The organism is Vibrio sonorensis (assembly GCF_001854765.1).
Taxonomy (GTDB): Bacteria; Pseudomonadota; Gammaproteobacteria; order Enterobacterales; family Vibrionaceae; genus Vibrio; species Vibrio sonorensis.
Map to the genome: position 1 here is coordinate 32,883 of NZ_LJJE01000092.1, position 23,431 is coordinate 56,313.

A 23,431-nucleotide genomic window follows, 5' to 3' on the forward strand; every position below is an offset into this window, starting at 1 on the left:
CATTACAATTTAGGCTTTCTAACGCTATGAATCGCTTTGATCGAATAACAGCACTTTTGGTACTACTGCAAACTCGCAATGTGGTCACTGCTCAGTTTTTATCTGAGTATTTTTCGGTGTCCGAGCGAACCATTTATAGGGATATCAAGTCTCTTGAAAATGCAGGAGTTCCTATTGGCTCAGAAGCGGGCGTCGGCTACTTCCTTGCCAAAGGTTATCAATTGCCGCCAGTCTGTTTTACCTTGGATGAAGCGGCGTCGGTATTATTGGGTGAAAAGCTGTTGGTATCGAGCTAGATGCCCATTCGCTAAAGGATTATCAAAGCGCATTAAACAAGGTAAAAGCGGTTATTGACGCCACTGATAAAGAGTATTTGGTGAACTTTGATAAAGATACCGCTGTGCTGCCTACTGGCCTCATTTTCCTGAAGAAATTTCCGACAAAGATGAACCAAACCAAGCCTCCAATGCCAATGAAGATCGCTGGTTAAAACAAGTTCGACATGCTCTGCTGCACAGAAAAGTGGTAAAGCTAGAGTATACCGCGGTCGAGAAAAGCGAACCGATGGCTCGTGAAATAGAACCTATCGGTCTGTTTTATTACCACTGGCACTGGCATTTAATAGCATGGTGTCGCCTTCGTCAGGCCTATCGAGATTTTCGCTTGGATAGGGTGAGCGCGTTTTCTGTTTTAGACCAACGTTTCGCAACACATGATCGCCTAACCCTCAGTGAGTATCTAAAAGAAAAGCCCGATGCAGGCGAACTTGTGGAAGTTGAAGTGCTTTTTTCCGAGCGAGCTAAGATATTTGTTCAAGAGCAGCGCTATCAGTTTGGGTTTGTCGAACAACGCGAAATGGACGAGGGGGTGTACATGCGTTTCTTAACTCATGTACCTGAATACATGGCGCGCTGGCTGCTGCAATACACTAATGAAGTCTCAGTTATTAGCGGAGATGAGATCAGAGAAGAGCTTAAAACGCTTAGCGAACAATTGGCCAATCACTGGCTGTAATTTTCTCCTGACATAGGGTTGTCAGTGGTCTTATTTACTATCGCTTTATCAGTCGCCCAATTGGTTTGGGTATTAGCGATAGGAGAACACAATGAAACGCACCGCGATTAACCCATGGGAATGGTCACTAAACCTTGGTTATCAACAAGGTGAAGTTATCGAAGCCGCGCAGAAAACCCTTTATATATCGGGGCAAACTTCGGTAGATGCACAGGGGCGTCCTCAGCATAGCGGGGATATGAGAAGTCAAATGGCTCTGTCATTAGACAATTTAGTATCCGTGCTCAAACAGGCGGAGATGGGGCTAGAAAACATTGCAAAAGTGACGGTTTATACCACAAACGTAAGTGACTCTTTGCAAAATTTTGACCTGTTAGGCCAGCGCTTTGGAGAGGTAAACCACAGACCAACCATGACTTTATTGGAAGTGAGTGGGTTGGCGATGCCTGATCTTATGTTCGAAATTGACGCCATCGCTGTGAGTTAAATGGATGATTGGTTGTCCCTTTTAATACGGTCGCTGCTATGGGTATGATAGCAGCGACCTTGCCTAGTTTTGGGGTTTTCGCGTTGTTACATGGCCATGATTTTTGGGGCTGGCATTTTTGCTTGGAAAGTCGTTTGTAAAACGTGAATACAAGCTTGCGAAAGACTCACGGACCAGAAGCTCCCTGCGACGGTTAATACGGCAAAATCTCGTTCTAGTTCTAGTAACCCTCGTTTTTGCCATAGTTCAAAAACAGGGGTTAAGAAATCAAATGTTGATTGCTTAGCAACCTCGGGTAGAGATGACCGACGGATGGTCCCTGAATCAAATTGAGACTTAAGACTAGCAAATACCGACTCTAACGGGTTTTGTTTAAACAACATTGCTACTGTGGGTTGTCCGCTGTTAACTGCATCGATATAGGTGTTGAGATCTCGGTGATGCATCATACTGTAGCCAGCAAGGCTACCCCCTGCACCGCTACCAAGGGGGAGTACTTCCGCATAAGTTTTGGCTAAGCTGTTGTATTGGCTACGCTCGCGATTGTCTCTTGTCCAGTGGTTAACACTCAGTTGGCGCATATGCTGTTTCGCCATAAAGTCTACACCCATCTGATACATTTCTGCTTTTTGTGCCGTGGTGGCTGGAGGGGGAAGCTTTCCTTTCTCTTCAAGGTTAATCATTGGGGCGTTTCCACCGACAATAAGCTGATATAAATCTAGGCCATGAGCGCCAGTTTCCATAAAGTCTTGTAGATCTTGTTGCAACACTTCCATAGTCTGAAAAGGCAAACCGTAGAGTAAATCGATGATAATCGGGGCTTGCTCTGTCGCGCTTAATTGCGCGATTCGCTCCATGACTACTTCTCGATCGTCTAGGCGTTTTGCTTTGCGACGAACTTGCGTATCAAAACTCTGAACACCAAAGGAAAATCGATTAAAACCGCCTTCAAGTGCATGGTCAAACATTTGATCGCTAAAGCGATTGATTCGACCTTCTAAGGTGATCTCACAATCCGTTGTTAAGGGGAAAAGTTTGTGAATAATTTTGCCCAGTTGCATTACTTGCTCTGGAGATAAGTCTGTTGGTGTGCCTCCTCCAACATACACGGCATGAAATACGCCGGATTGTGTCCAAGGAAGAGATGCTTTTTGCTTTATTTCGGTGATGAGTGCTTGGAAATAGCTATCAACCATCGAGCGACTGGCCGCATTCTGGAAAAAATTGCAAAACGTACAACGCACTCGACAAAACGGGATATGAATATACAAACAGCGTTTTTTGTTCCGTTCACCTTCGGTGGCGAACATTTGGTCTAATACCTGCTGCTTTTTGTTTGGCATGACTGGCATAGAATAGCCTGCGGCGTGGGCACCGGTTTTTGCAGCAAATGAAAAGCGAAGGGGATCTGGCGTGTCTGCGCCAATGATGGTTTCATCAAACTGATTTACATCTAACATTATCGATCTCTGATTTACGAGCTATTAGTCTGGTTTATCTCATTCTTAGGATTACCCCGTGACGGCTCACTTTCTTACCTTTGAAAAAAGATGTAGATAGTAACGGGTGAGTTCCTCAAAACTGGCAATTTGATTGGCGTGCTGGACTTAATGTTAGGTTTATTAAAGGGATGACAAACCAAGTTTATCGCCAATACTGAACGGGTTAACTTAGTGCTAAAACTACCGAAGTAAGGTGTTTGCACATAAACGACACTCTGTTGGCGGTATTCTTATTGATACTAATGATAATTACTATTATTTTTATTAACAAAAGTATGAGTTAAATCAATGTAGTGTTAAGTATTGTTATTTTTGGTTTGTTTGATATTTCATTCTGTAAAATTACATTTAAATAGTTTCAAAAACCATATTGAGATCAATTTACCTGGCAATAGTAATGGTTATTATTTCCGTTGTTCGCTATTAATTGAAAGTCTTTCGTCAGTCAAAAGTTTATAATTGTCGTTTGGTTAAAGAGGAATTTATGCAGGTTATCGCAGTTTTTGGCGCGTCTAGTGGTTTAGGGGCCGCTATTGCCGAACATTTTCATTTAAGAGGTTTTCGAGTTATTGCTGTAGCGAGAAATCCAGAAAAAAACCTCCGTTTGTCGGAACTAGGCATAGAAGCGATACGATGCGATGCGACTGCGCGTGATGACGTTGAAGAGGTAGTTTCATCGCTACCTAAAGATGCGATAGTCGTTTCATCTATGGGCAGCTATACTGCCGCGATACCCGTCGATTATCTTGGGCATCGCAATTTAATTGATGCACTACAAGAGCACGAGGTCAAACGGTTCCTCTTAGTGACTTCTTTGGGTTGTGGCGATTCGTGGCAGTATCTATCAGAAGCGGCGCGCAAAGGGTTTGGTGCCGTTGTTAGAGAGAAGTCTCTGGCAGAAGCTTGGTTAACGTCAAGTTCCTTGGACTATACAATTTTGCGTCCAGGCGGTCTTAAAAATGGTGATGTGAGCAATTGTGCTGAGCTTTCGCAAAACGTCGAAGTTCATGGCGTGGTTACCCGTGCAGAAGTCGCGAGAGTCATATACTCATTGAGTCTTGATAACGAAAGTGTCGGACAGATTTACGCATGCGTTGATCCTGCGCTCTCTTATTAGCGCCTTGTGTCATGTTGATTCTAACAAGTCTGTACGGAATAACTTTTGTATTTTATCTAACCAAGGCCATAAATATGCTTAATCGTTCGTTAACACGCTGGTTGCTAATGGTTTGTGGATGGGCAGCGATTGTATTGGGGGTGGCTGGAGTTGTATTGCCTTTACTTCCGACAACGCCTTTTATCCTACTCGCTGCTGCTTGTTTTTATCGTTCATCACCTCGTATACATCGGAAAATGACGACACACTCTAAGTTGGGGCCGATAATCAGGGAGTGGCAGGAAGATCGGACAGTGAAAAAGGAAGTCAAAATTAAAGCGGCTTTGCTGATGCTTGTCAGTTTATCGATCTCTGGATTACTCCTTACTTTGGCCTAAGTGTGTATGGATTTGGCGTTGGTCGCGGTGTGATTGTGGCACTTTAGAACGCACGCATTGCCGTTCACTGTATAGTGAACGGCAAACGGGTCTTTGGTGTTTACCCGTTGGACATTTGCTGGTGGCCTTGGTCGAGGTGCACAAAGTCAACGGTGTCATTAGCAGAAACGCTATAGGCTTGTCCAAAACCTTTGACGTACAAGCCTTTCTCTGCTGTTAGCTGGAACAGAATAAAATCTTGAAACTGGCTAAGCTCTTCAATGATGCTGCCGAATCGGTTTTGCATCTGTTCAATAATGGCCAACCACTGCTCGCTTTCTCTTTCAACAATCGATGCAGTCGCATCAAAAGTAAGTCGCTTGCGCGCAAAAAGCAGTTTTGCACTGTCTTCGTCCTCTATCATCATAATAGAGGCGTTTGGGTTTGTTTGTAGGTTGCGAGCATGTCGAGCGATTTTAGAAATCAAGACAAAAAAACCGTGTTGGTTTTGTACAAAAGGGGCATAGCTGACGTTTGGACGACCTTCTTCATCAATGGTTGCCAGTTGCAGTGTTCTTCTTTGCTGACGAAATGCTTTAACTTCTGGCTCTAAGCGGCTTTGTAAGCGTTCTTGCCTAACTTGCTGATCCATCTAGTGACTCCTACTTTATGTTTGTTGTTATTGATTTAGTGCTTGTTGCATTGATTTGAATCTCGCAACTTGCTGAGGAAGCAGTTCTCGATTTTCATCTCGACCCAAGTACACTTTAAATATGTTGTTGCCGTCGTTACAAAAGAAACCAAAGTAGTGGCTTTCACGGCCCATAAAGGGTTTTGATACCAAGGCGATGTTGGCGACGTTGTCCAGTTTTAGATGGCCGTGCATTTCTCCCTCTTTACCCATTAGGTTGTAATAACCACGCGCTACTTTTCCTTTTGGGAATGGGGCTTTTACTTCAAAAATGGATCCAAATGAGTGCACTATTGTGGTTACGGGGCCAAAGTCTGCCACTTCTTCCAACATTTCTTGTGCTTGGGAGCCCGGAGCAAGTGCTACCATGGTTTGGGGTAGAGACTCGACGACATTGTACTCCGTCGTATCTAAACGCTGAGCCATTTCTGAGGGAAGGAGCTTTGGTTCTTGTTCCAATAACTCAGTTACTTGCTGTTTTAGTTCTTTCATCATTTTCCTGTGTTTGTATTTTGCTATCACAATGCTATTTGGGATTGACCAATGCCATAAGAGCGTTGGAGATCCCAAGGTTTTTAATCGGTGTTGGTTTTTCTGTGGATCATTGTTGCGGATGGTCTCGCCTTGTCTTGTAGCGCACGATGACATAAGTCTCGATCACCGCAATGGCCACCAGAAGATACTGGGCTGATGGACGTTCATTCACCACCCAGAAAACGGTTATCAGTATCGAAGCCCACACCAAGCCCAAGATTCGAGTTTTCTCATAAACACTGAGCCCTTTTTTTTCTTTAATGTTTTTTAACGTGGGGCCGAGGTATTTGTTATTGAGCAGCCACTGTTGACACTTTGGAGAACTGACGCCAAAGCAATACAGCGCTAACAGGGCAAAAGGTACGGTGGGCAAGAGTGGAACAAAAGCGCCGATGATGCCCAGCGCTGAAGCACCCATTCCCATGGCAATAAAGGTGTAGTATTTAATATTTTTTGGTCTCATAACGTATTCTGAATAAGGAGTGCATTGAACCCGAACTCGCCCTCTAAGTGAGGTTTATTCCACTAACTCAATCTTGTTAAGCGTAGTGGCAACTTGTTGAAGTACGGTCCGTATTGTTCGATTGTTTGCCGGATAATACTGGCCAGGGCTTGCACAAGATTGCATGGATTGTGAACGGTTGTTAAAGTCGATAGCGATAATTTCTATGCCTTTCTTTTTCATTTCCCGGCACAGTGATACTTGCTTTCTATCCCTCATCGCTTCATCAATGAGATGGTCACCATCGGTAAATACGATCATGATTTTTTTATTGTTGGGTTCCCCGTAATCTCTAGGTAGTTCGCCCTTTTTTTTATCCCATTTACCACGCCATTTTGGTGACAGCAGTCGCCAAGCCCACATCACGCCCTCGGCGTTATTGGTGTTCATTTCTGGGTAGAGGGTTTTTAAACCCTTCACTAACTCTTTGTGATTCGACATAAATGGAATGACTTTACTGACACCGCAATCTGGGTTGTCAGAAAGTGCCAATAGGTGTTTCCAGTTTGGTCGATATGGTTTGCTGTTTTCTTTTGGTAAGAAATACACTAGTGGAGTGCCGTCTTGATACTCTTCAATAGAAGGGGGGGCTAACGTATTTAAAACCAACTTTAGGTTTTGCTGCGCTGGTCCGTTTTCTAACTTTCGAATCCACGCTGGTGTCATTGCACTGGGGTTTGCCAATCCCTCCTGAACTTCTGGCAGTTGAGTACAGGTTGCGCCACGCCAGCGATCGGGCAATCTGTCGTCCATTAAGTTTTTCCATCGCATTTCGGATGCAAGTGGCTTTAAGCTCGAGGGATTTTTATTGCACTTGGTTTAAAAAACTCTGGACGTATGCCTATGTTTACGTATCCGGTGGCAGGGACAATGCTAACGGTCTTACTTAAGTTTCGTCGTTCTTGTGCATAAAGAATGTCGGCAAAATCTCGGAGGCCTTTCAGTGCTTGTTCCATTGGCTTGTCCATCATCGAACCCGATACATCAAGCATCACGCGATCTCCAAGGTGATTTGATGAAGTTGAGATTTGGCGTTGTGCGAAATGTCGAGATCACCGGTTTTTAGTTGATCGGTCAGCATTAGGCCGTCTAAATCCATAGTGCCTTTCACCGTGACGGACGCTTGAATTTCCTCTTTTTGGACAGAAGCTCTGGGCTGTTTTAGGCTCATATTGTCGGACGGTATATTGGCTTCAAGTAACTGCTGAGCATCTATTGCCGAACTGTGACTGTCTGAAGCTGAGTAGAGAATCGAATCCGCCAGCATAGAGAGTTTGCTGTCAGTCGTACTGGATATAATAACGACGAGTACAAAGCCAAAAAAAGTCAACATGCCAGTTAAAAACATGGCAGCTGCTACGGACATCACGCCTTGCTCTTTTTGAAGGGTATGCATATTAGTTCTCCTCACGGATCATCGTGGAAGTGAACCTGCCCGAAGGCCATAGATCCCAAATTGGGTTTGGTTCTTCAGGGGTAAAGCACAATGTGACTTCGACTAAACTTCCCAGCGCAAAATCAGGCCAGCGATGGGTCAAAGGGCAGCCGTTATCAAGCAACTTTATGTGCGTTTCTTTTGTCGAGGCATTGTAAGTAGCGATGGAGAGTCCGGCTTTACCTTTGGCAATTAGGGCAAGCTCTTTTTCCGCGAAATCACGAAAATAGGGCAACTGAGCTATGTTGTTATCTCGGCTTAATGTTCTTTCATTCCCAGTGAGAGCCGTGATGTTGTAGTTTAAATTTGTCAATCTTTGCTCTAGGCGAAGAATGGTTAGCAACTCAGAGGCGGCCATAGTTATCGCGAGAAATAAAGGAATGATCATGATCGTTTCTAGACTCACACTTCCTCTGCATCGAGATGGTGATGCAGTCTGATATTGAGTTTTATTGCTCATAGTTAATTAGCCAGTGAGTCCTCAGAAATAATGATGGTGCTGGTCTTTTTGATCACCTTAGGCTCAAAAAAACCAAGTGGACTAAATTTGATACTTGTCGTTAGAGTTGCGCTGACCCTATACACGGGATCTCGTGGCCGATAGATATTGTCCGCATCTGCTTCGTCTTCTTCTGTTTGCAAAAGCGTCTCTAACGAATCAAATTGCTTGAGCTGTACGGTCACGCTATCTAGCATTCCAAAGCTGCGTTTTTCGATGATGTTTTTAATTCTGCCGCTAGTAATAGGATTTCTGCGCCAATCATCGGCGAGTAATTCGCGCAAAGTGTGTCGCATGGCATTTTCCAGTAACCCGTACTGCAGGTGTAAGCGTGATATATCAAAAAACATCAGTATGCAGCCCAGTACGACTGGCATCAAAATTGCCGTTTCAAGGCTTATCACCCCTTTTTGCTTTTTGGTTCTTGTTTTCACAGAACGTTACCCGAGTTGGACAGGCGATCTTTTAGTAGGGTGAGATCGCGTTCAACTTCGCTCGCTGGCAAGTGGCGCGCAAGGAGCGCACGAGCTTGGTTCTCATTCCCTTCTGCCAAAAGCAGTAAGGCAAAATTGAGTTCGACTTGCACGGGTAAATGCTGGTATGACAGCAAAGGTTGAAATGCCTCTCTGGCTTGTTTCAATTTGTTGTCTTGCAAAAAACTCAGGGCGAGATTGGAGCGATAGTGAGGATTATCAGGCGCCAGTTGCACCGCTTGAGATAACTCTCTTCTCGCTTTAGGTAAATTACTGGCAAGTAAAGCTATTCCTAGTCCATTGTGTATTTGCGCTTTAGTCTGTTTCAATATTGCCTTGCTCAGCCCAAGTTCATACACGGTGATGGACTCTTCAACGCGATCCGCAGACAAAAGGTAGCGACCGAGATACATGCTCGCTTGTGCGGCTACTGGATCGTCTGACAGTACTACGTGTTGAAGCTTGGCGATAGCGGCCTCTTTTTTGTCTTGATTGTATTGGCTGCGTGCCAGCATCAGTTGATACTCTAGCTTGTTGGGCGATTGGGCAAGCAACCTAAGGTATTGCTCTTCTGCTTTGGCAAACTGCCCATAATTAAACGCGGCTTCTGCCAGCACTTTTTCGTTGTTTTCAGTGTGAGCATTAACTTTTTGCTGTGACGCACATCCGATCAGAACGGAGCAAGCTAATAGGGATACTAAGCTTCTAAATAGGGGGAATGAACTCATTGTAGACTCTCTAATAGCAGGTTCATTGTTGGGGTAATAATAAGTACAAGCAGCGGCAACATAATCAGCGCCATCTGAATCAATGTGATTCGGCTAGGCAGCTTGCCCGCTTGTTCTTGTAGTGCCATTTTTCGCAATTGACGTGCATCGTCGCTGATGGTTCTCATAGTTTCGGCGAGTGGAGAGCCGTAACGCTCGGCCATAGAAATGGTACTTGCGAGTCGCTCTAGCTCTTTTAAACCTGTTCTCCACGCCAATTTCTTTAGGCATTCAGAGGACTCTCCTCTCACCTGAATTTCAGCGTGGGTACGAAGAAACTGTTGGGCGAGCATGGGTTCTACATCGAGTAAGTAGTGGCCTACTTTTTCTAAAGAACGTTCTAATGACAGCCCAGCCTCAACGCTGATCACCATTAGGTCAATCGCATCGGGAACCACTTGCTGTTGCTTATTCATTGCCTGTTTCGCTAATCTTTTGAGCCAGTATTCAGGAAGGTTGGAGCCCGCAACATAACTGATTAAAATGACCATGATGGTCATTGATTCGAAGAGCTCTTGCTGATACCAGCGCCAAAGCAGTGCAACCAGCGAGCCTGTTATTCCCAAAAAGAGTTTTGCACCGCGTGTTGAGTTCAGGGCAGTTTGGGAGTGAATTCCAGCCTGTTCTATCATTTGCGAGAGTCGCTTTTTCTCTTTTTCTGACACGGGATAAAGTACACCCAATGAAGCCCAGAAAGAGGTGCCTTGTCGGGATAACACTAAGTTTTCATCACCTCCAACTTTGGCGTACCTAGAACACTGTTCAGTCCAGCGTTCACGCGTTTGCTGTGAGAGAAAATACAGGGTCAATAGAAGTACTATTACACTGGTTAACGCAGCCACAATGGGCCATAGGGTAGAAATGTGTGTCATGGCCATTATCCTTTTATTTGCGTCATTCGTCTGATCAAGAACAATCCAAACAAAATGCTCACGATGACGTAAGCCATCACCATTTGCCCGCTAGTGGACGTCATAAGGAAATCAAAATGCTCTTTTCCGGTGGTGAAAAGCACCAGACAGACTAGGATTGGTAAGGCCGCCAAGACCTTCGCTGAATTTCTTGTCTCAGATGTTATGCTCTGAATGCTAGAGTTTAGCTCAGACCTCGCTCTTAATGTGTGGCTAAGCCGCTCTAGGACGCCAGTCAATCGACCACCAGTTTCCTGCTGTAAGCTCAATACTATGGTCAAAAATCGAAACTCAGCGATGGGCATTCGTATTGCGGCTTGTTTCATCACATCGGTCAGGGTCTGTCCAACACTGAGTTCATCGTGCATTCGTTCAAACAAACGGCATGTAATACCTTCGTGTTGACGAGATATTTCACCAAAGGTATCCATCATTGGCGCTCCGACGCGCAAAGCTCTGATCAAGCCATCGATGATATCTGGGAGTTCATCGCGAAATTGGTCCATGGCTTTTTGTTGCAGTTGCATGTACAGAAAGTAAACCACGAAGCCAACGGACATAACGCCAATGGGGATAGATACATACCAATCCATGCCATTGACGATTAGGATGACGGGCAGAAACACCAGTGAAGCTAGCACCCCGGCACCCCATTGCTTAAGTTTTTCTTGGCCGAGTATCGTGTTTAAGTTCACAAACCATTGCCAATGCTCCCAGTACTTAGCGCTATGGGTGGGATGTTTAAGGTCGATTAACGCATAGCGATCGAGCTGTTTTTTCCAACCGTCTTTTTTTTCCAGATGCATTAATGCGACTGCCCCAAGGAGTAACCATGCAACGGTGACACTGATGAACATGATCACTGGGAACTCTCCACACTACTCAGCATGGCGCTTTCCATCGCGAAGTGAGAGGCTTTCTCTAACAGTGATTCTGAAACACTGTTGGGATGGAAGTTTCCATGGATTTGATGCTTATCGGCACGGCTTAGCTCAAAACTAAAGATTGGTTTTAGCTCTATGTTTTCCCCATCGGTTCCAACCACTTCGCTAATTGCTGTTACTCGTCGGTGGCCGTCACGCATCCTTTCAAGCTGAACGACGACATCGATAGCACTGACAATTTGGCTGCGTATGATCTGATCGGAAAGTCGCTCGCCACCCATTTGTAGCATGTTCGTCAAACGAATGATGGCATCTTGGGGGTTGTTCGCATGGAGGGTACAAAGTGAACCGTCATGACCTGTATTCATGGCCTGAAGCATATCAAAGGCTTCGGCACCGCGAACCTCGCCGAGAACGATTCGGTCTGGACGCATGCGCAAGGCGTTCTTGACCAAATCTCGCACACCTACTTCACCATTGCCTTCAGAGCTAGCATTTCGCGTCTCTAATGGAACCCAATGAGGCTGCGCGAGAGAGAGTTCGGCGGCATCCTCAATAGTGAGGATCCGTTCGTCTTCACTGATATGTCGACTGAGGGCATTGAGCAATGTGGTTTTACCTGAGCCCGTTCCGCCGGAGATAAGAATGTTGCAACGACAATGCGTCGCGATCGCTAGAAACTCAGCCATAGAGGAAGACATGCTGCCTTTACTCACTAGGTTCTCTAACATCATTTTACTGGCGGGAAATTTACGTATAGAAATACACGTACCGTGCAATGCTAATGGCGGAGCGATAACATTGACGCGGCTACCGTCTTTCAGTCGAGCGTCGACCATTGGGTTGGATTCGTCTACTCGCCGTCCAATCGCGTTAACGATGCGTTGAGCGACATTGAGAACGTGTTTACTATCGCGAAACTTAACGTCGGTTTTCTCTAGCTTTCCTCGACGTTCGACGTAGACGGTATCCGGCCCATTGACCAAAATATCCGATACGCTAGGGTCTTCTAGAAGTGGCTGTATTGGGCCGATGCCAACCATTTCGTCAACCAACTGTTGTGACAACAGAGACAGTTCTTGGTTGTTGTAGGGCAACATCTTTTTAGAAGCGATGCTTCTTAGTGCCTCTCTTACTCTAGGTTGCAACTCATCTCGTGTCAGAGTCGCTGCCACAGAAGGGTCTACCAGCTCATAAAACGCACTTTTAGCTTCTTCAGACATAGTCAAAAGCTGGTGGGTACGGTGTTGTGGTGCTGCGCTACTATTGGTAAACATGCTGGACTACCCCTTACCTTCTAGAGATGCAGAGCAGACGAGTTGCCCCAACTGGGAGAGCTTTTTGCTGAATTTAGTGCTTTGGGTCATGATCGGCTTTGACAACAATTCTGATTTCTCAAACGCTTTTGGATCGAACGGCAGCTCGACAGAGAGTTCAATACCGAGTGCTTTACTCAGCTCAGATTTGGGGACTCGGCCTTTGGTTTTGCGACACAAATTGCCAACAAGCACTTGTCGTTGATATGTGGACTGGACGCGCGAGCGTAACTTGGCTAAAAATCGGTAGCTGTTTAGGCTGTAGTCGCTGACGTAAATACAGCTGTCCGCTTTTTCAATCACTTCAAGCAGGGCTGGGTTGTGTAAATTTGGCACGTCAATAATCACACAACCGTAGTGCTCTGCTAATGAGGTCACTGTTTCGCTAATGGCGCTATTACCACTTTTCGGCAAATGACTATCTTGGCCATAAAAGAGATGAAGATTACTGGTTAGCTGATGGCTACTATGCGCGAGTAAGGTTTCGTCAATGCGATCTGCATCTTGAATGATGTTCTCTAAATTAGGCTCGTAATCGGTGCCAAGTAAAATTGGGTGTTGGCTGTGAAACAAGTCCAGATCCACCAAGGCAACTCGTTGACTCTGCTTTTCTGCCAAGTAGTAACCAAGGTTGCTAGCTATTGTACTCACTCCGCAGCCACCTGAGCTGCCAAGAACGCAGATGATTTTACCCGTGCGAAATGACGCTTTAACCTGATGGCCTTGCAAATGAAGCAGACTTACTCTCAAAGCATCTGCATCAAGCGGTGTCGTGTGATAGTCGTTGACACCCGCAAACATAAGGTGACGATAAAGCGTTACTTCTTGTTTTTGCCCTAACACCATGAGTTTCATCTGAGGTGGACAATGGTTGGCAAGCTCACTCAGTGATGTCTCTAAATCAACGCAATCACCGCCATCCACGATGAGCAAGTCTGGTGCTCCGTTTTTAACACACCACAATTTTGCTTTCGTGATGTCACCTTTTTGAACTTGTATGCTTTGGTTATCAAGATCCGCCGCAAGTTGTGCTAACACTTGTTCGCTATGGTCGTCTAAAACAAATGCGACGACATTAAACGTACTCTCTGACACTGATTAGTCCTCTCCAGTTACCGATTGCTTCTCAGCAGATTTGATTTGATTGTTGTAAAGCCTTTGAACGGCACCCGTTGACAGAGCAGAGTTGCTCTCTTGATAAGTAGTGCCATAGTGCCAAGTCAATTTATTGGTAGTACTTAAATATTTGTTTCGAAGCTGCTGACAGGCTTGCCGTGTCACAGGCAGGTTCGATTGGTTGTATCGGCAAGTCTGCGGGACAAAAATAACGTCGATTCTGCCTAGTATCGCCTTTTCGATACTGGGGGTATGCTCAAGCGATACTGGCATAAGCAGGTCGGTAGATAAGTCTGATTGAATTTTTTGCTTAGCCTCTTGGCTTAGTAGACCGCCTTCTAAAGAAATATGGATAACGCCTTTTTCTTCGCGTCTGAAAATTGGTGCGGTTAACTTATCCAAAACATTAGGTAAGTTTTTCCAGTCGGTACTAAATTCAGCTGAGTCTGAATGAGTGAGGTGTGGCACCTCTTGGTTGGGCGCGACACAAGCAACTAAAGCTGGCAGAATTAAGGCTAATGAACATAGTTTTAGTGGTTTCATCATAGTTCCTAATAGTTGTATCCGTAATTGCCAAAGAGCCTAGTGCTTTGATCTTGAGTACTGCCTGTCTTGTGTAGAAACACACGTTCAAATCGGTTGGCAGGGCGGTAACGATCTAGCGGTGTTGTTAGAAGAGAAGGATCACTGGTTGGTTCAACTAAGCGAGCCGTAGCAATTATGACCAATTCACTTTCTGCGTTTCTAAAACTGTTGTTGCTAAAAAATGGTGCCAGTAGCGGAATTTCACCGAGAAAAGGCAGGGCTTCCACTTTGTGGTCTTGATAGGTACGTACCAAGCCTGCAAGTGCAAAGCTTTGACCGTCGGCTAGCTCAATGGTGGTTGTAGCACGGCGAGTTTCAATTCCCGGCACTTCGACTCCAGCGATCGAGACGCTGTTTTCACGACTAAGCGTCGATACTTCTGGGGCAACCGTTAAACTGATTTGATTATTGCTAAGTACCGTCGGTGTGAGTTCCAAAGCGATACCAAACTTTTTAAACTCGATGCTGACACCATCGTCTCCGTTGTCTACGGGGAATGGGAATTCGCCTCCGGACATAAAGGTAGCGGCTTCTCCCGATTTAGCCGTAAGGTTGGGTTCTGCAAGTACGTTGACCAAGCTGTTTTCCACTAAGGCATCAATAATGACGTTAAGGCCGTGCTGATCAGGACCATTTGGCAATGTGTTCGTTGGAAACTTGTTACCTGGCGTTACCCCTAAAGCGGTTTGTAGCGTATCCCATTTACCCCAGCGCATGTTGCCGATAGAACTCCATCGAAGGCCAAGTTGTTCACTGGTTGATCGCTCCATCTCTACGATTCTTACCGAGATGTTTACTTGAGCACTTCCCACTGTTTTTAATTGATTTACAACGAGAGGATAAACACCGATACCGCCGCCTGGTTTTGCTGCGCCATTGGCTCTCGCATTGCTTCCATCTTGTCGAGAGGTTCCAAGAGTTTGCGCGTCGTCGTCTTGCAGTGACTTTGCATAACCGGATGCCATGCTAAGGATTTCATGGGCTTCTAAAGGTGTTGCCACTTCACCCATAGCGACGATAGCGCCACCGCTGTATGCAAACGAGACGGTTGCGTCTGGAAATGCATGTCTCACTCGAGCCTCAAGAGGAGAGAGATCCGCAGCAATAACTACCTTGTAATGGGCCAACGTGGATGCATTCTCTCCAAGAACAAGCAGGTCTGTTTCCCCTAGTTCTTTACCAGCGATCATGATGTGCTGATTTGACGGAGCGTGAACGACGAGTAGCTCTGGGTCGGAAACAAAAATATCTTGTACTGAATCTGATACCGTGATGATCCGGTTGTCGTTAAGCGAAATTTCTAAAGTTTTTACTTTGGCTAAGGCTTGATTAGCAGAAAGCAAGGCGACTGCACCTAAGCAAAGTGTTTGAAAAAAGTTCATTGGTTTATCTCGCTATCGGTGTTCAATCGTGCGGACGTCTTGACCGTCAAAGATTCTTATAGAGTTATCTGGCACTAAGCCAGGGTTGTGGTTGTCAGAGATTTGCTCATCCCAGAGGGTGATATTCTGACCATCGGTGATGTGAGACATTGGTTTCGCGCTGCGCAGTAAAAGAGAGAGATCACCCAGTTTACGGGCGAGCAACAATCTTTGCGCGCCTTGGATGTCGACTTCAAATGTGACGGGTAAGGTTGCCTCTGACGTTTGATTAAACTTGTCTAATTGGTCGTTGTTTTCTGATGCGCGAACGATATCGGTAAGCGTATTGTCGACAGCGAGAAGTCGAACATTTTCAAGTACTAGGCTGTTGGCGTGTTTTAGAGTTTCACCAAAACCTTCGCTGCTTTGATGCTCTTTTGACGTGGTTAAAATAATATCCACATAGTTACCCGGTTTGATTAAACCGTAGCTACCACCCGCAAAAGTGATATCTAAGGTGACCCCTTTTTTCCCAGGCGCTAGCATTGATGATAGATATTGGCTTTGTTCCGGGCGAACAACGTTGAAAATAGTAAGAGGTTGGCCAATCGACAAAGACTCGGTGATCAAGCTGCCCTCTAAAGAGTCGGGCTGAATAAAATCTTTTAAAAACAGCGTGTTTAATTCATTTTTGTCACCGTTAAACTCGGCCCATTTAAAGTCTTGTGAACGCAAAAAAGCGCCCGCTTGAATCGGATGTTTAGCAACGAGTATTTTTGGAGCGATAGCTTGTGTTTCGGCAATCTTTGGTTCTTCGATGTTATCATTTGCAGCCGGAGGGGCTGAATTTGTCCAGATGAACATTAGCATCACAAGCAGTAAGCCTATGCTAATGAGCACAAATAGTAACTTTTTCATGGTATTGATAATTATACGTAGTGGATAGTTGTTATAGCGCAGCCAGCGATAGCTACGGCGTAAGGCACGGTTTTTATTTCGCGTGTTTTAATAAAACCGATGCCCGAAAGATGGTTGATAGCCAGAATGGCTAAACTTAATACCCCACCGACGAATGCGGTTTGAAGTATTAACCAATGCCAGTGTTCAAGAGAACCGTAAGCACATATTGCAAGCAACTTACTGTCACCCGCTCCAAACCATCGGTAATGGAAGCAAATCACTCCCAGCAACATAATAATTGCGGCTACAGCCAAGTGGCTTACGCTTAGTGGAGTTGCTGAAATCACCACAATGGCCAAAATAACTAAAGCCCTGTTGGGGATTGTTCTACTTTTTATGTCAGTTAGTACAACAAGCAGAAGTAGACCCATTGTGGTGATTTGTTGCAGCAGTAAGAAAGAATTACTCTCCACCATTGCCCATGTTCATGCCATCGATAATGGTTTGAAACTTGTCTTTAAGAGCCGTTATAAACAGCCCGTCTGAGCCAAAAATTGCCAAAATACCTGCTGCTAAACCTGCTGCAAGAATCCCGTATTCGATAGCTGTTGCCCCACTTTCATCTTTGAAGTAGCGCTTGAGAAGGGTAGATACACCATTCATAGAATTACGTCCTTTGATCACATTTTTTTGTTAAATGAATATGAGAATTATTATTAATATCATTGAAAGAAGCAATACTTTTATTATAATAAATTCTAAATATCACGCCATTTACCATGTATTCAACCAATATAATCTCTATATGCAGCTCGTTGAACCGTCGTAATTTGTTTGATGGTTAATCATACTGTTTGGGTTTTTGGCTGTAGTAGTATCCTTAAGGAATAAAAATGCTCTTTAAACGTATTGCAGTAACCACCTTGTTAGGTTTGGTGACTGCCGCTTGTAGTGACCAGCCGACAGATGAAACTTTGACTGTACCCGGTGGTGGTGACAGCGGAACTTCTTCTCCTAGTCAGCCGAGTAATCCAAGTAATCCAAGTAACCCTAATGTGCCCGGCGGTGGTCAAACAGCTGGTGGCGGACAAACCATTGTTCCTCCTCAGCCCCCAACGGCTTTTCGAGATATCACTATCACAGGTCCAGTTCCGGAAGCGACTAGTACCGATGTGTTTCAGTTTAAAGTATGTGCGGGAACGACCTGTGATACGTGGCAAAGTGCGGTACCAGATGGCAGCTACGAGTACACGTTTGAAGTTTCTCAGTGGCCGGATGATCAGCCTATCAATGTTGAAGGCTGGCTTTCTGGTCAGCAAGCTTCGGGTGTTGCAAGCCGAAGTAGTTTACCGAATGCCAAGAGTACGTCGGTCACTAATGCTTTAACAACACAAACGAAGTACTTTAAAACGGAGCTAGATACGCTGACGAATATCATTCAGATGGACAGTTCTGGTGACGGTGTTATTGATGAAAAAGAGTTGGTTACGCTTTCATTAGATCCTATAACACAAGCTTTTCTTACTGTTAGTAAGCATTTACTTTTGGACGTTCTAAAGCAATCTGCTAACCTTCCTGTTCGGCAACGACACGAAGCGGTAAGGCGCTATTTGTCCGATCAAAGTGCGAGTTCTTGGGTTGAACTGACTCAAGAGCAGAGAACCGCAATTATCGAACATATGAAAACGACGGGAAGTAGCCGTTATCGACCGTCATACCATGGTGGCTTTACATTGCAACTGACCCCAGAGCAATGGAGGCTTATAAAAGGTGATGCTAACGCGACACTAGAAGAACAGGTTGTCGAGTTAAACGTCGCCCAGCTTAAACATATTCATCCATCCAACCACAAGCGAGGCATGACAAACTGGCTGTTTAGATTGACGACACAGCAATTAGCCAAAGCACGTGGTGAGTTGGTATACACACAACAGTTGGTTGTAGAGTTGGCGGCGATTTATCAGCAAATGGCTGACAAAGGGTCACAGGAACTGTTTTTAGACGGTTCTCAAGAAAGAAAGCTTAAAGAGCACGTTGCGCTTGCAAACCCTGGTGATGGAGAACCAACGGTTTTTAACACTCCATTTGCCCTCGAAATATCCGAATCTTGGCGCGATAGTCAATATGATTTGCTCGGCTTGTTTGACGTGTTGGATCCTACAACAGGCAAAGGAAAAAAAGTGACGTGGACGCTTAGTGCAAGTGATATTCAAGCTATCTATCAGCGCCACAAAGAAGATTTAGCAGCGGAGCCCGACGAGCGCCACCAAAAGAGTTTCCCTTTGCCGAATCGAACTTGGCCGGGCAGTGGGGCAGGGTTACAGAAGCTAGGTAAAAAAGTATTGGCAGCACTTTCGACTACGCCTGATAAGCCAATTTGGAAAGTCTATTCTGAGCAAGCTGGTACTGCCATTCCTGTTCATTCACAAATGAATCTCACGGCAGATGAACAGATAGAGCGTCGTTTCTTAAGAGCTTGGGGGAAACTGGAGTATTCTGACTACAATCACCCATTGAAAAATCAAATGCTGGGTTTGGCACCAGAAGTGCAGCTTCGGATTAGCGGTCGCTTTCCTGCAGAGCTTGAAGAAGCTTCGGTAGAGGTGCTTTTGGGGAGTCGAATTGAAACCGCGTATGGCGTAAGTCAAGGACGTGAGCCAAAGGGGCGTCATCAGCCTATTCCCTTGATTACGCTAGAAGGTTCGCGCAAGAGAACGATCGATTATACGGGTAAAAACGGGTTCGCGTTTACTATTCCGCTTCGTAATGTCGAAAACAATTTTGAAAGATGTAAGCCGGGTAAGCCATTAATTCCCAACAAAAGTTTTCGAAGTAATTACGAGTACACCGAAGACGAAATGCAAGAAACGTTAACGGTTCGGGTGCGCGATAGCAAAAAAGACGTGCAATTACGCTCGATATTAGGCTCATTCTGCGAGCTGGTAAAGTTGGATGCAAACGGTAATAAAACGCTAGAAATCAGTGAGCTACAGAGATTGAGTGTTGGGTACATTTCCAGTGCTCAGACGGCATTGCTGTTCAAAAGTTCGTTAACCAACAGTGGTGGTGCGCTTTATCTATATCCTTTTAAACTGGAAGAAATAGCCAATAAAATCAGCGCTCTACCTCGCCAGCAAGTGGAATTTTTGGCTGCGGTTTTTGCCCTTCAAGCGGAGGGGCGTCTGTTTGGTCGTACTCTGGAATTGGTAGAAAGTGCGGACATTTACATGGACGTATTGGACCTGCTTAGCATCAATATGTTGGGCTCTTATGGGATGGTGTCTAGTAATAACTTAATTCCTGATTTGGAGATGCTTCAAGATAGATTTGCAGCCAAGTACGCTATCGGTCAAGTTTTGATTGATAACTTGGATGTCAATATATCTCATATCACTCAGAACATGACTCAACTATTAGCAAACTCAAAGGAAGACAAATACTTTTTTGAGTATTCAAGACCGGGCAGTTGGGTCACGGTTTTTCCAGTGAGTTCTATCGATCCTTCTTGCCAAATGGAATTGAATCAAGACCAAGTAGTCGGCATTCGAATTGACGGCAAGGGGAAAAAAGATGATGGGTATTGGGTAACAATTGGTTGGGAAAAGCAAGCTGGTGCGACTAACTACACACTAGGTTGGGATGAAAATAGCTTTGAACAAGTGGTGGACGCGCAGCACAAAAAGCCAACGAACAAACTCAGGGCAACAATAACCGGGTTGAACTTAGAGCAGACGTATTACATTCGTGTGCAGAGCAATATTGGCAGTCCTAGTTCAGTATTAACATACTCGCCTCGCCATATCCACATTGCTGATTCTCGCGTGACCGCGGGTACTGAACAAGATGATAGCCATCGCGGTCGCGATAGTGATACTGCGTGTGATCCTCTGAGTGGCAAAGCTCGAAACAGTAACAAAGATGGAATGCTAGGTGCTCGCTATGTCAAGTTAGATAACAAAGGTATTCCCTTGATTCGCCAAGACTTAACTCATAAGCAAGCACCGTTTTCATGTGTGCTCGACGCGCAAACTGGTCTTGTGTGGGAAACTAAACAAGGGCGAAAAGAAGATGACCCATATACGATTTTCGATGGTGACAACATGTATGTGATGGATCCAACCGATGCAGGAGAAGTGTTTGACGGCACTTGTGCACTCCCAGATCTAAATGTGGTTTCGACCAATCCACAGAAGTGTAGCGTGGCCAATCAAATTACTTGGGTAAAAAGCAAAAAGCGCTGCGGTTTAAACAACTGGCGTTTGCCAACGCTTAGTGAAGGGTATGCACTGTTTGATTTTGGCAAAAATCGGTCTGGAAACATTGATACTCGCTATTTCCCGAACCTTCATTTCCCGCGCTTTAACTCCAGTACGTTCCATGGATTTTGGCTGGATGCGCCGAGTATAGACCAAAAGAAACATCGTGCTTTGAGTGGATTGTGGTTGGATGCAAAGCATTTCGAAGACAAGTTACACAATCCGTTAGTTTTGGTTAGTGATGGTTATTACGTTGAGTAAGAGGAAACATCTAGTGAAATATTTATCAGCCTGTTTAGCTTTGGTCGTTACCTCTTCTTATGCGAGTGCAGACTTACAAGAGTGTTTGGCAAACACCGATCTCAATCCAGAAAATCGATTTAGTCATGAGGTGTTAACCCTAGAAAATGGGAGTCCATATAAAGTGGTTAACGATGCGGCAACCGGCTTGCAATGGGGTTTCTGCTTTGTCGGACAAACTCTGAGCAACGATCAACAAAGCTGCGAAGGTGTCGCTGAGGTTGTGATGGATTTAGTGCCTGAACGCCAGTACACCCCAAATGTGAGAGAGAAAACTCTGGAAGTTGTTGCTCGAGAGAATCGCTCTATGGGTGAAACCAACAACTTGTGGCATCTGCCTAATGTGAAAGATCTCTTATCGATATACAACGAACGCTGCGTGCCCGCGTATTATCCGGTGTTTAGTCATAAAATCGGTTTGACGACGGAGCAGATAAACGAGTTAAAAGATACAAAAATTGATTATTCGTTACCCGCCGCAGAGAGAAAAGAAGATACGGCTAAAAACATCAGGGGCTGGGCTTATCATTCGATGAATGTGTCTACTGACTCAAATTCACCGGGTCGTTACCTGTTCTTCTATACCGTATCATTTAGTGGTCACGGGACGCCTGCTAGCGCCAATCAGCAAAAATATAGCGTGATGAGGTTGGTGCGCAAAAAGCCATAAATGCAATCTGGGTACATTCGATAGGCCGCACATTATTAGTGCGGCCTTTTTCGTTGGCTCGCAGGCTTTTACACTGTAAACCGATCGACTAAATGATAGAGTTCGTTCGCCTTGTGGTTGAGGTTTTCACTACCCGCTCTGTTTTCGTTAGCCAGTCCAGCCGAACGCGAGCTTTGATCGGATATCACCACGATGCGCTGGGAGATATCTTGACCTACTAAACTTTGCTCCTCGGTTGCCGTTGCGATAAGGGCATTCATATCCATAATGGTGCCAACACTTTGCTGAATTTGAACCAGTGCTTCGGCGGCGGCATTGGCCTCTTCTACGGTACTTTCCCCGCGTTGCTGGCTTGATTTCATCGCTTTCACAGCCGCATCTGAGGCTTGTTTAAGTCTTTGAATCATTTCGTGAATTTCTCCGGTACTATCTTGGGTTCGGCTGGCGAGTTTACGCACTTCATCGGCAACAACCGCAAATCCTCGGCCTTGGTCACCTGCTCGGGCTGCTTCAATGGCAGCGTTGAGGGCGAGTAGGTTGGTTTGTTCCGCGATATCTTGAATCACTTCAAGTGAGGTAGAGATGTTTTTTACATCGCCTTCTAGTCTTGAAATTACGTCGCTAGCTTGGGCCAGCTCTTCGGCTAAATCGCGCACTGATGTGACGGCGGCATTTACGGTTGCTTGTGCGTGATTGGCATTTTCGTCTGCTTCACGTGCGGAATCTGCCGCTTGGTTGGCGTTATTGGAGATCTCTTGGGCGGTTGTCGTCATCTCGGTCATGGCGGTGGCGACTTGCTCTGTTTCTTCTCGTTGTCCGGTAGCCAGCTCGTCTACTTGTGAGGCGCGACTGGACATATCATTGGTTTCCGAGACAACTTGTTGCCCGACATCACTGACATTCTTAATGATGTTCTGCAAGCTGCCAACAAAGGTGTTGAAGTTAGTACTCAGTTTTGCAAATTCTGGTACGGAAAACGATTCCATTCTCGCGGTAAGATCGGCGTTGCCGGAGGCAAATTCACTGATTGAACGGTCAAACTGCTGTAGTGGATTCATAATCGAGCGATTGATCCATATCGCGACTAAGGTGACACAGGCTGCGATGATAATACAGAAAATGATGATGGCGCTGAGAGTGTTGGCAAGGGAGCTCTGCGAGTCTTGCTCTAACTGTTCAACAATGGCGTCGATATCGTCGGTGTAAAAACCAGTACCTAAAACTAAATCCCACTCAGGGATGTAAATGGAGTAACTGAGCTTTGGAAGGGGTTCGGTTTGCCCTAATTTCGGAAAGTAATAAGTAGTATATTTTCCTGTCTTTGAATTCTTAATCAAATCTTGGATTAAGTAATTGCCACGTTTGTCTTGCAGATTGAAGAAGTTTTCGCCTATGCCCTTGTCACTCTTTCCAACTACAAGTCTTATCCCTTTGGAATCGTAGCCAAAGATGTAACCACTTTCGCCGTATTCTAGGAGTTTAAGGGTTGGAATCGCCTCTTGAAGCGTGGCTCCTCGCGCGAGAAACGGGGCGATGGCGGACTTGGCCATTTGTAGGTAGTTCTTAAGCTCGGAGCGCTTTTGCTCCATCATGCCGTTTCGGGTCTGTTGAATCTGTTCTTGATTAAACTCCGTAGTCTTAAAGTAGGTAAACGTTAGCATACCTGTTGCGATAACCAACAATGGAATGAGCGATAAGATATAAAGGCGCGCGCGTATGGTTAGGCTCATATTTACTTCCTGTCTCTATCCACGT

The 23,431-nt window shown here is 45.3% G+C and carries 27 protein-coding genes; 7 read left to right on the forward strand and 20 right to left on the reverse strand.

Features of this window, described 5'->3' with window-relative positions:
• Positions 1–26: 26 nt before the first annotated feature.
• The 3 genes from BLO31_RS15945 (at position 27) to BLO31_RS15955 (ending at position 1,501) form a co-directional block, all read left to right on the forward strand.
• A complete protein-coding gene (locus tag BLO31_RS15945) occupies positions 27–296 on the forward strand; it encodes a helix-turn-helix transcriptional regulator (RefSeq protein ID WP_070968864.1) in 270 nt (89 codons plus the stop codon).
• A gap of 136 nt (positions 297–432) precedes the next feature.
• Positions 433–1,014, forward strand: coding sequence for a helix-turn-helix transcriptional regulator (locus BLO31_RS15950; protein ID WP_084659864.1), 582 nt, complete (start codon positions 433–435; stop codon positions 1,012–1,014).
• 91 nt (positions 1,015–1,105) lie between these two features.
• Entirely contained in the window at positions 1,106–1,501 is a 396-nt protein-coding gene (locus BLO31_RS15955) for a RidA family protein (protein WP_070968870.1), read from the forward strand.
• A gap of 86 nt (positions 1,502–1,587) precedes the next feature.
• Here the strand turns inward: BLO31_RS15955 and hutW are convergent, their stop codons facing one another.
• Entirely contained in the window at positions 1,588–2,964 is a 1,377-nt protein-coding gene (gene hutW / locus BLO31_RS15960; RefSeq protein WP_175443250.1) for a heme anaerobic degradation radical SAM methyltransferase ChuW/HutW, read from the reverse strand.
• Positions 2,965–3,487: 523 nt separating this feature from the next.
• On the opposite strand from hutW, the gene BLO31_RS15965 reads away from it, so the two are divergent.
• Complete coding sequence (locus BLO31_RS15965) at positions 3,488–4,120, forward strand: SDR family NAD(P)-dependent oxidoreductase (protein WP_070968876.1); 633 nt, start codon at positions 3,488–3,490, stop codon at positions 4,118–4,120.
• Between the two features lie 74 nt (positions 4,121–4,194).
• Positions 4,195–4,497, forward strand: a complete 303-nt coding sequence (locus BLO31_RS15970; protein ID WP_217495130.1) for a YbaN family protein — start codon at positions 4,195–4,197, stop codon at positions 4,495–4,497.
• A 100-nt stretch (positions 4,498–4,597) separates the two neighbouring features.
• Here the strand turns inward: BLO31_RS15970 and hutZ are convergent, their stop codons facing one another.
• The 18 genes from hutZ to BLO31_RS16050 all read right to left on the reverse strand — a co-directional run bounded on the left by hutZ (position 4,598) and on the right by BLO31_RS16050 (position 17,113).
• Positions 4,598–5,128, reverse strand: a complete 531-nt coding sequence (gene hutZ, locus BLO31_RS15975; RefSeq protein ID WP_070968884.1) for a heme utilization protein HutZ — start codon at positions 5,126–5,128, stop codon at positions 4,598–4,600.
• A gap of 27 nt (positions 5,129–5,155) precedes the next feature.
• Entirely contained in the window at positions 5,156–5,659 is a 504-nt protein-coding gene (gene hutX / locus BLO31_RS15980; protein ID WP_070968887.1) for a heme utilization cystosolic carrier protein HutX, read from the reverse strand.
• Positions 5,660–5,768: 109 nt separating this feature from the next.
• Positions 5,769–6,164 carry a YbaN family protein gene (locus tag BLO31_RS15985; protein WP_084659866.1) on the reverse strand — a complete coding sequence of 132 codons (396 nt, stop codon included), beginning with the start codon at positions 6,162–6,164 and terminating at the stop codon, positions 5,769–5,771.
• Between the two features lie 54 nt (positions 6,165–6,218).
• The gene (locus BLO31_RS24570; RefSeq protein WP_245688504.1) at positions 6,219–6,956 is read right to left on the reverse strand and encodes a vWA domain-containing protein; all 738 of its coding nucleotides are present in this window, start codon (positions 6,954–6,956) and stop codon (positions 6,219–6,221) included.
• Positions 6,957–6,991: 35 nt separating this feature from the next.
• Complete coding sequence (locus tag BLO31_RS24575; protein ID WP_245688505.1) at positions 6,992–7,195, reverse strand: hypothetical protein; 204 nt, start codon at positions 7,193–7,195, stop codon at positions 6,992–6,994.
• Positions 7,195–7,599, reverse strand: coding sequence for a hypothetical protein (locus BLO31_RS24580; protein WP_245688506.1), 405 nt, complete (start codon positions 7,597–7,599; stop codon positions 7,195–7,197). The genes BLO31_RS24575 and BLO31_RS24580 overlap by 1 nt, the downstream gene beginning before the upstream one ends.
• Before the next feature lies 1 nt (position 7,600).
• Positions 7,601–8,044: a hypothetical protein gene (locus tag BLO31_RS15995; protein ID WP_245688507.1), complete on the reverse strand. Its 444-nt coding sequence runs from the start codon at positions 8,042–8,044 to the stop codon at positions 7,601–7,603.
• Positions 8,045–8,100: 56 nt separating this feature from the next.
• Positions 8,101–8,571: a TadE/TadG family type IV pilus assembly protein gene (locus BLO31_RS16000; RefSeq protein ID WP_245688508.1), complete on the reverse strand. Its 471-nt coding sequence runs from the start codon at positions 8,569–8,571 to the stop codon at positions 8,101–8,103.
• Positions 8,568–9,338, reverse strand: a complete 771-nt coding sequence (locus tag BLO31_RS16005) for a tetratricopeptide repeat protein (RefSeq protein ID WP_070968893.1) — start codon at positions 9,336–9,338, stop codon at positions 8,568–8,570. Before BLO31_RS16005 ends, BLO31_RS16000 begins: the two co-directional genes overlap by 4 nt.
• A complete protein-coding gene (locus BLO31_RS16010; protein WP_245688509.1) occupies positions 9,335–10,249 on the reverse strand; it encodes a type II secretion system F family protein in 915 nt (304 codons plus the stop codon). Before BLO31_RS16010 ends, BLO31_RS16005 begins: the two co-directional genes overlap by 4 nt.
• A 5-nt stretch (positions 10,250–10,254) precedes the next feature.
• The gene (locus BLO31_RS16015) at positions 10,255–11,145 is read right to left on the reverse strand and encodes a type II secretion system F family protein (protein WP_245688516.1); all 891 of its coding nucleotides are present in this window, start codon (positions 11,143–11,145) and stop codon (positions 10,255–10,257) included.
• A 2-nt stretch (positions 11,146–11,147) separates the two neighbouring features.
• Positions 11,148–12,449, reverse strand: a complete 1,302-nt coding sequence (locus BLO31_RS16020; protein ID WP_070968901.1) for a TadA family conjugal transfer-associated ATPase — start codon at positions 12,447–12,449, stop codon at positions 11,148–11,150.
• A 6-nt stretch (positions 12,450–12,455) separates the two neighbouring features.
• A complete protein-coding gene (locus tag BLO31_RS16025; RefSeq protein ID WP_070968904.1) occupies positions 12,456–13,583 on the reverse strand; it encodes a CpaE/TadZ family protein in 1,128 nt (375 codons plus the stop codon).
• 3 nt (positions 13,584–13,586) lie between these two features.
• Positions 13,587–14,147: a hypothetical protein gene (locus tag BLO31_RS16030; protein WP_070968907.1), complete on the reverse strand. Its 561-nt coding sequence runs from the start codon at positions 14,145–14,147 to the stop codon at positions 13,587–13,589.
• 8 nt (positions 14,148–14,155) lie between these two features.
• Positions 14,156–15,571 (reverse strand): type II and III secretion system protein family protein, encoded by a 1,416-nt coding sequence (locus tag BLO31_RS16035; protein WP_070968910.1) that lies wholly within the window; start codon positions 15,569–15,571, stop codon positions 14,156–14,158.
• 12 nt (positions 15,572–15,583) lie between these two features.
• Positions 15,584–16,468: a Flp pilus assembly protein CpaB gene (gene cpaB, locus BLO31_RS16040; RefSeq protein WP_084659868.1), complete on the reverse strand. Its 885-nt coding sequence runs from the start codon at positions 16,466–16,468 to the stop codon at positions 15,584–15,586.
• Positions 16,469–16,479: 11 nt separating this feature from the next.
• Positions 16,480–16,926, reverse strand: coding sequence for an A24 family peptidase (locus BLO31_RS16045; RefSeq protein WP_245688510.1), 447 nt, complete (start codon positions 16,924–16,926; stop codon positions 16,480–16,482).
• Entirely contained in the window at positions 16,913–17,113 is a 201-nt protein-coding gene (locus BLO31_RS16050) for a Flp family type IVb pilin (protein ID WP_070968914.1), read from the reverse strand. The genes BLO31_RS16045 and BLO31_RS16050 overlap by 14 nt, the downstream gene beginning before the upstream one ends.
• Positions 17,114–17,343: 230 nt before the next feature.
• On the opposite strand from BLO31_RS16050, the gene BLO31_RS16055 reads away from it, so the two are divergent.
• Together BLO31_RS16055 and BLO31_RS16060 are read left to right on the forward strand one after the other, a co-directional pair.
• Positions 17,344–20,967: an Lcl domain-containing protein gene (locus BLO31_RS16055; protein WP_070968917.1), complete on the forward strand. Its 3,624-nt coding sequence runs from the start codon at positions 17,344–17,346 to the stop codon at positions 20,965–20,967.
• 13 nt (positions 20,968–20,980) lie between these two features.
• Positions 20,981–21,676 carry a DUF1566 domain-containing protein gene (locus tag BLO31_RS16060; RefSeq protein ID WP_070968920.1) on the forward strand — a complete coding sequence of 232 codons (696 nt, stop codon included), beginning with the start codon at positions 20,981–20,983 and terminating at the stop codon, positions 21,674–21,676.
• A gap of 68 nt (positions 21,677–21,744) precedes the next feature.
• Here the strand turns inward: BLO31_RS16060 and BLO31_RS16065 are convergent, their stop codons facing one another.
• Complete coding sequence (locus BLO31_RS16065; RefSeq protein WP_070968923.1) at positions 21,745–23,406, reverse strand: methyl-accepting chemotaxis protein; 1,662 nt, start codon at positions 23,404–23,406, stop codon at positions 21,745–21,747.
• Between the last annotated feature and the right edge of the window lie 25 nt (positions 23,407–23,431).

Excerpts from the sequence above, each read along its gene's own strand:
- BLO31_RS15945 (WP_070968864.1), top strand. The coding sequence starts at position 27 with ATGAATCGCTTTGATCGAATAACAGCACTTTTGGTACTACTGCAAACT.
- BLO31_RS15955 (WP_070968870.1), top strand. The coding sequence starts at position 1,106 with ATGAAACGCACCGCGATTAACCCATGGGAATGGTCACTAAACCTTGGT.
- BLO31_RS15965 (WP_070968876.1), top strand. The coding sequence starts at position 3,488 with ATGCAGGTTATCGCAGTTTTTGGCGCGTCTAGTGGTTTAGGGGCCGCT.
- BLO31_RS15970 (WP_217495130.1), top strand. The coding sequence starts at position 4,195 with ATGCTTAATCGTTCGTTAACACGCTGGTTGCTAATGGTTTGTGGATGG.
- hutZ (WP_070968884.1), bottom strand. The coding sequence starts at position 5,128 with ATGGATCAGCAAGTTAGGCAAGAACGCTTACAAAGCCGCTTAGAGCCA.
- hutX (WP_070968887.1), bottom strand. The coding sequence starts at position 5,659 with ATGAAAGAACTAAAACAGCAAGTAACTGAGTTATTGGAACAAGAACCA.
- BLO31_RS15985 (WP_084659866.1), bottom strand. The coding sequence starts at position 6,164 with ATGAGACCAAAAAATATTAAATACTACACCTTTATTGCCATGGGAATG.
- BLO31_RS24570 (WP_245688504.1), bottom strand. The coding sequence starts at position 6,956 with ATGGACGACAGATTGCCCGATCGCTGGCGTGGCGCAACCTGTACTCAA.
- BLO31_RS24575 (WP_245688505.1), bottom strand. The coding sequence starts at position 7,195 with ATGCTTGATGTATCGGGTTCGATGATGGACAAGCCAATGGAACAAGCA.
- BLO31_RS24580 (WP_245688506.1), bottom strand. The coding sequence starts at position 7,599 with ATGCATACCCTTCAAAAAGAGCAAGGCGTGATGTCCGTAGCAGCTGCC.
- BLO31_RS16005 (WP_070968893.1), bottom strand. The coding sequence starts at position 9,338 with ATGAGTTCATTCCCCCTATTTAGAAGCTTAGTATCCCTATTAGCTTGC.
- BLO31_RS16010 (WP_245688509.1), bottom strand. The coding sequence starts at position 10,249 with ATGACACACATTTCTACCCTATGGCCCATTGTGGCTGCGTTAACCAGT.
- BLO31_RS16015 (WP_245688516.1), bottom strand. The coding sequence starts at position 11,145 with ATGTTCATCAGTGTCACCGTTGCATGGTTACTCCTTGGGGCAGTCGCA.
- BLO31_RS16020 (WP_070968901.1), bottom strand. The coding sequence starts at position 12,449 with ATGTTTACCAATAGTAGCGCAGCACCACAACACCGTACCCACCAGCTT.
- BLO31_RS16030 (WP_070968907.1), bottom strand. The coding sequence starts at position 14,147 with ATGAAACCACTAAAACTATGTTCATTAGCCTTAATTCTGCCAGCTTTA.
- BLO31_RS16035 (WP_070968910.1), bottom strand. The coding sequence starts at position 15,571 with ATGAACTTTTTTCAAACACTTTGCTTAGGTGCAGTCGCCTTGCTTTCT.
- cpaB (WP_084659868.1), bottom strand. The coding sequence starts at position 16,468 with ATGAAAAAGTTACTATTTGTGCTCATTAGCATAGGCTTACTGCTTGTG.
- BLO31_RS16045 (WP_245688510.1), bottom strand. The coding sequence starts at position 16,926 with ATGGTGGAGAGTAATTCTTTCTTACTGCTGCAACAAATCACCACAATG.
- BLO31_RS16050 (WP_070968914.1), bottom strand. The coding sequence starts at position 17,113 with ATGAATGGTGTATCTACCCTTCTCAAGCGCTACTTCAAAGATGAAAGT.
- BLO31_RS16055 (WP_070968917.1), top strand. The coding sequence starts at position 17,344 with ATGCTCTTTAAACGTATTGCAGTAACCACCTTGTTAGGTTTGGTGACT.
- BLO31_RS16065 (WP_070968923.1), bottom strand. The coding sequence starts at position 23,406 with ATGAGCCTAACCATACGCGCGCGCCTTTATATCTTATCGCTCATTCCA.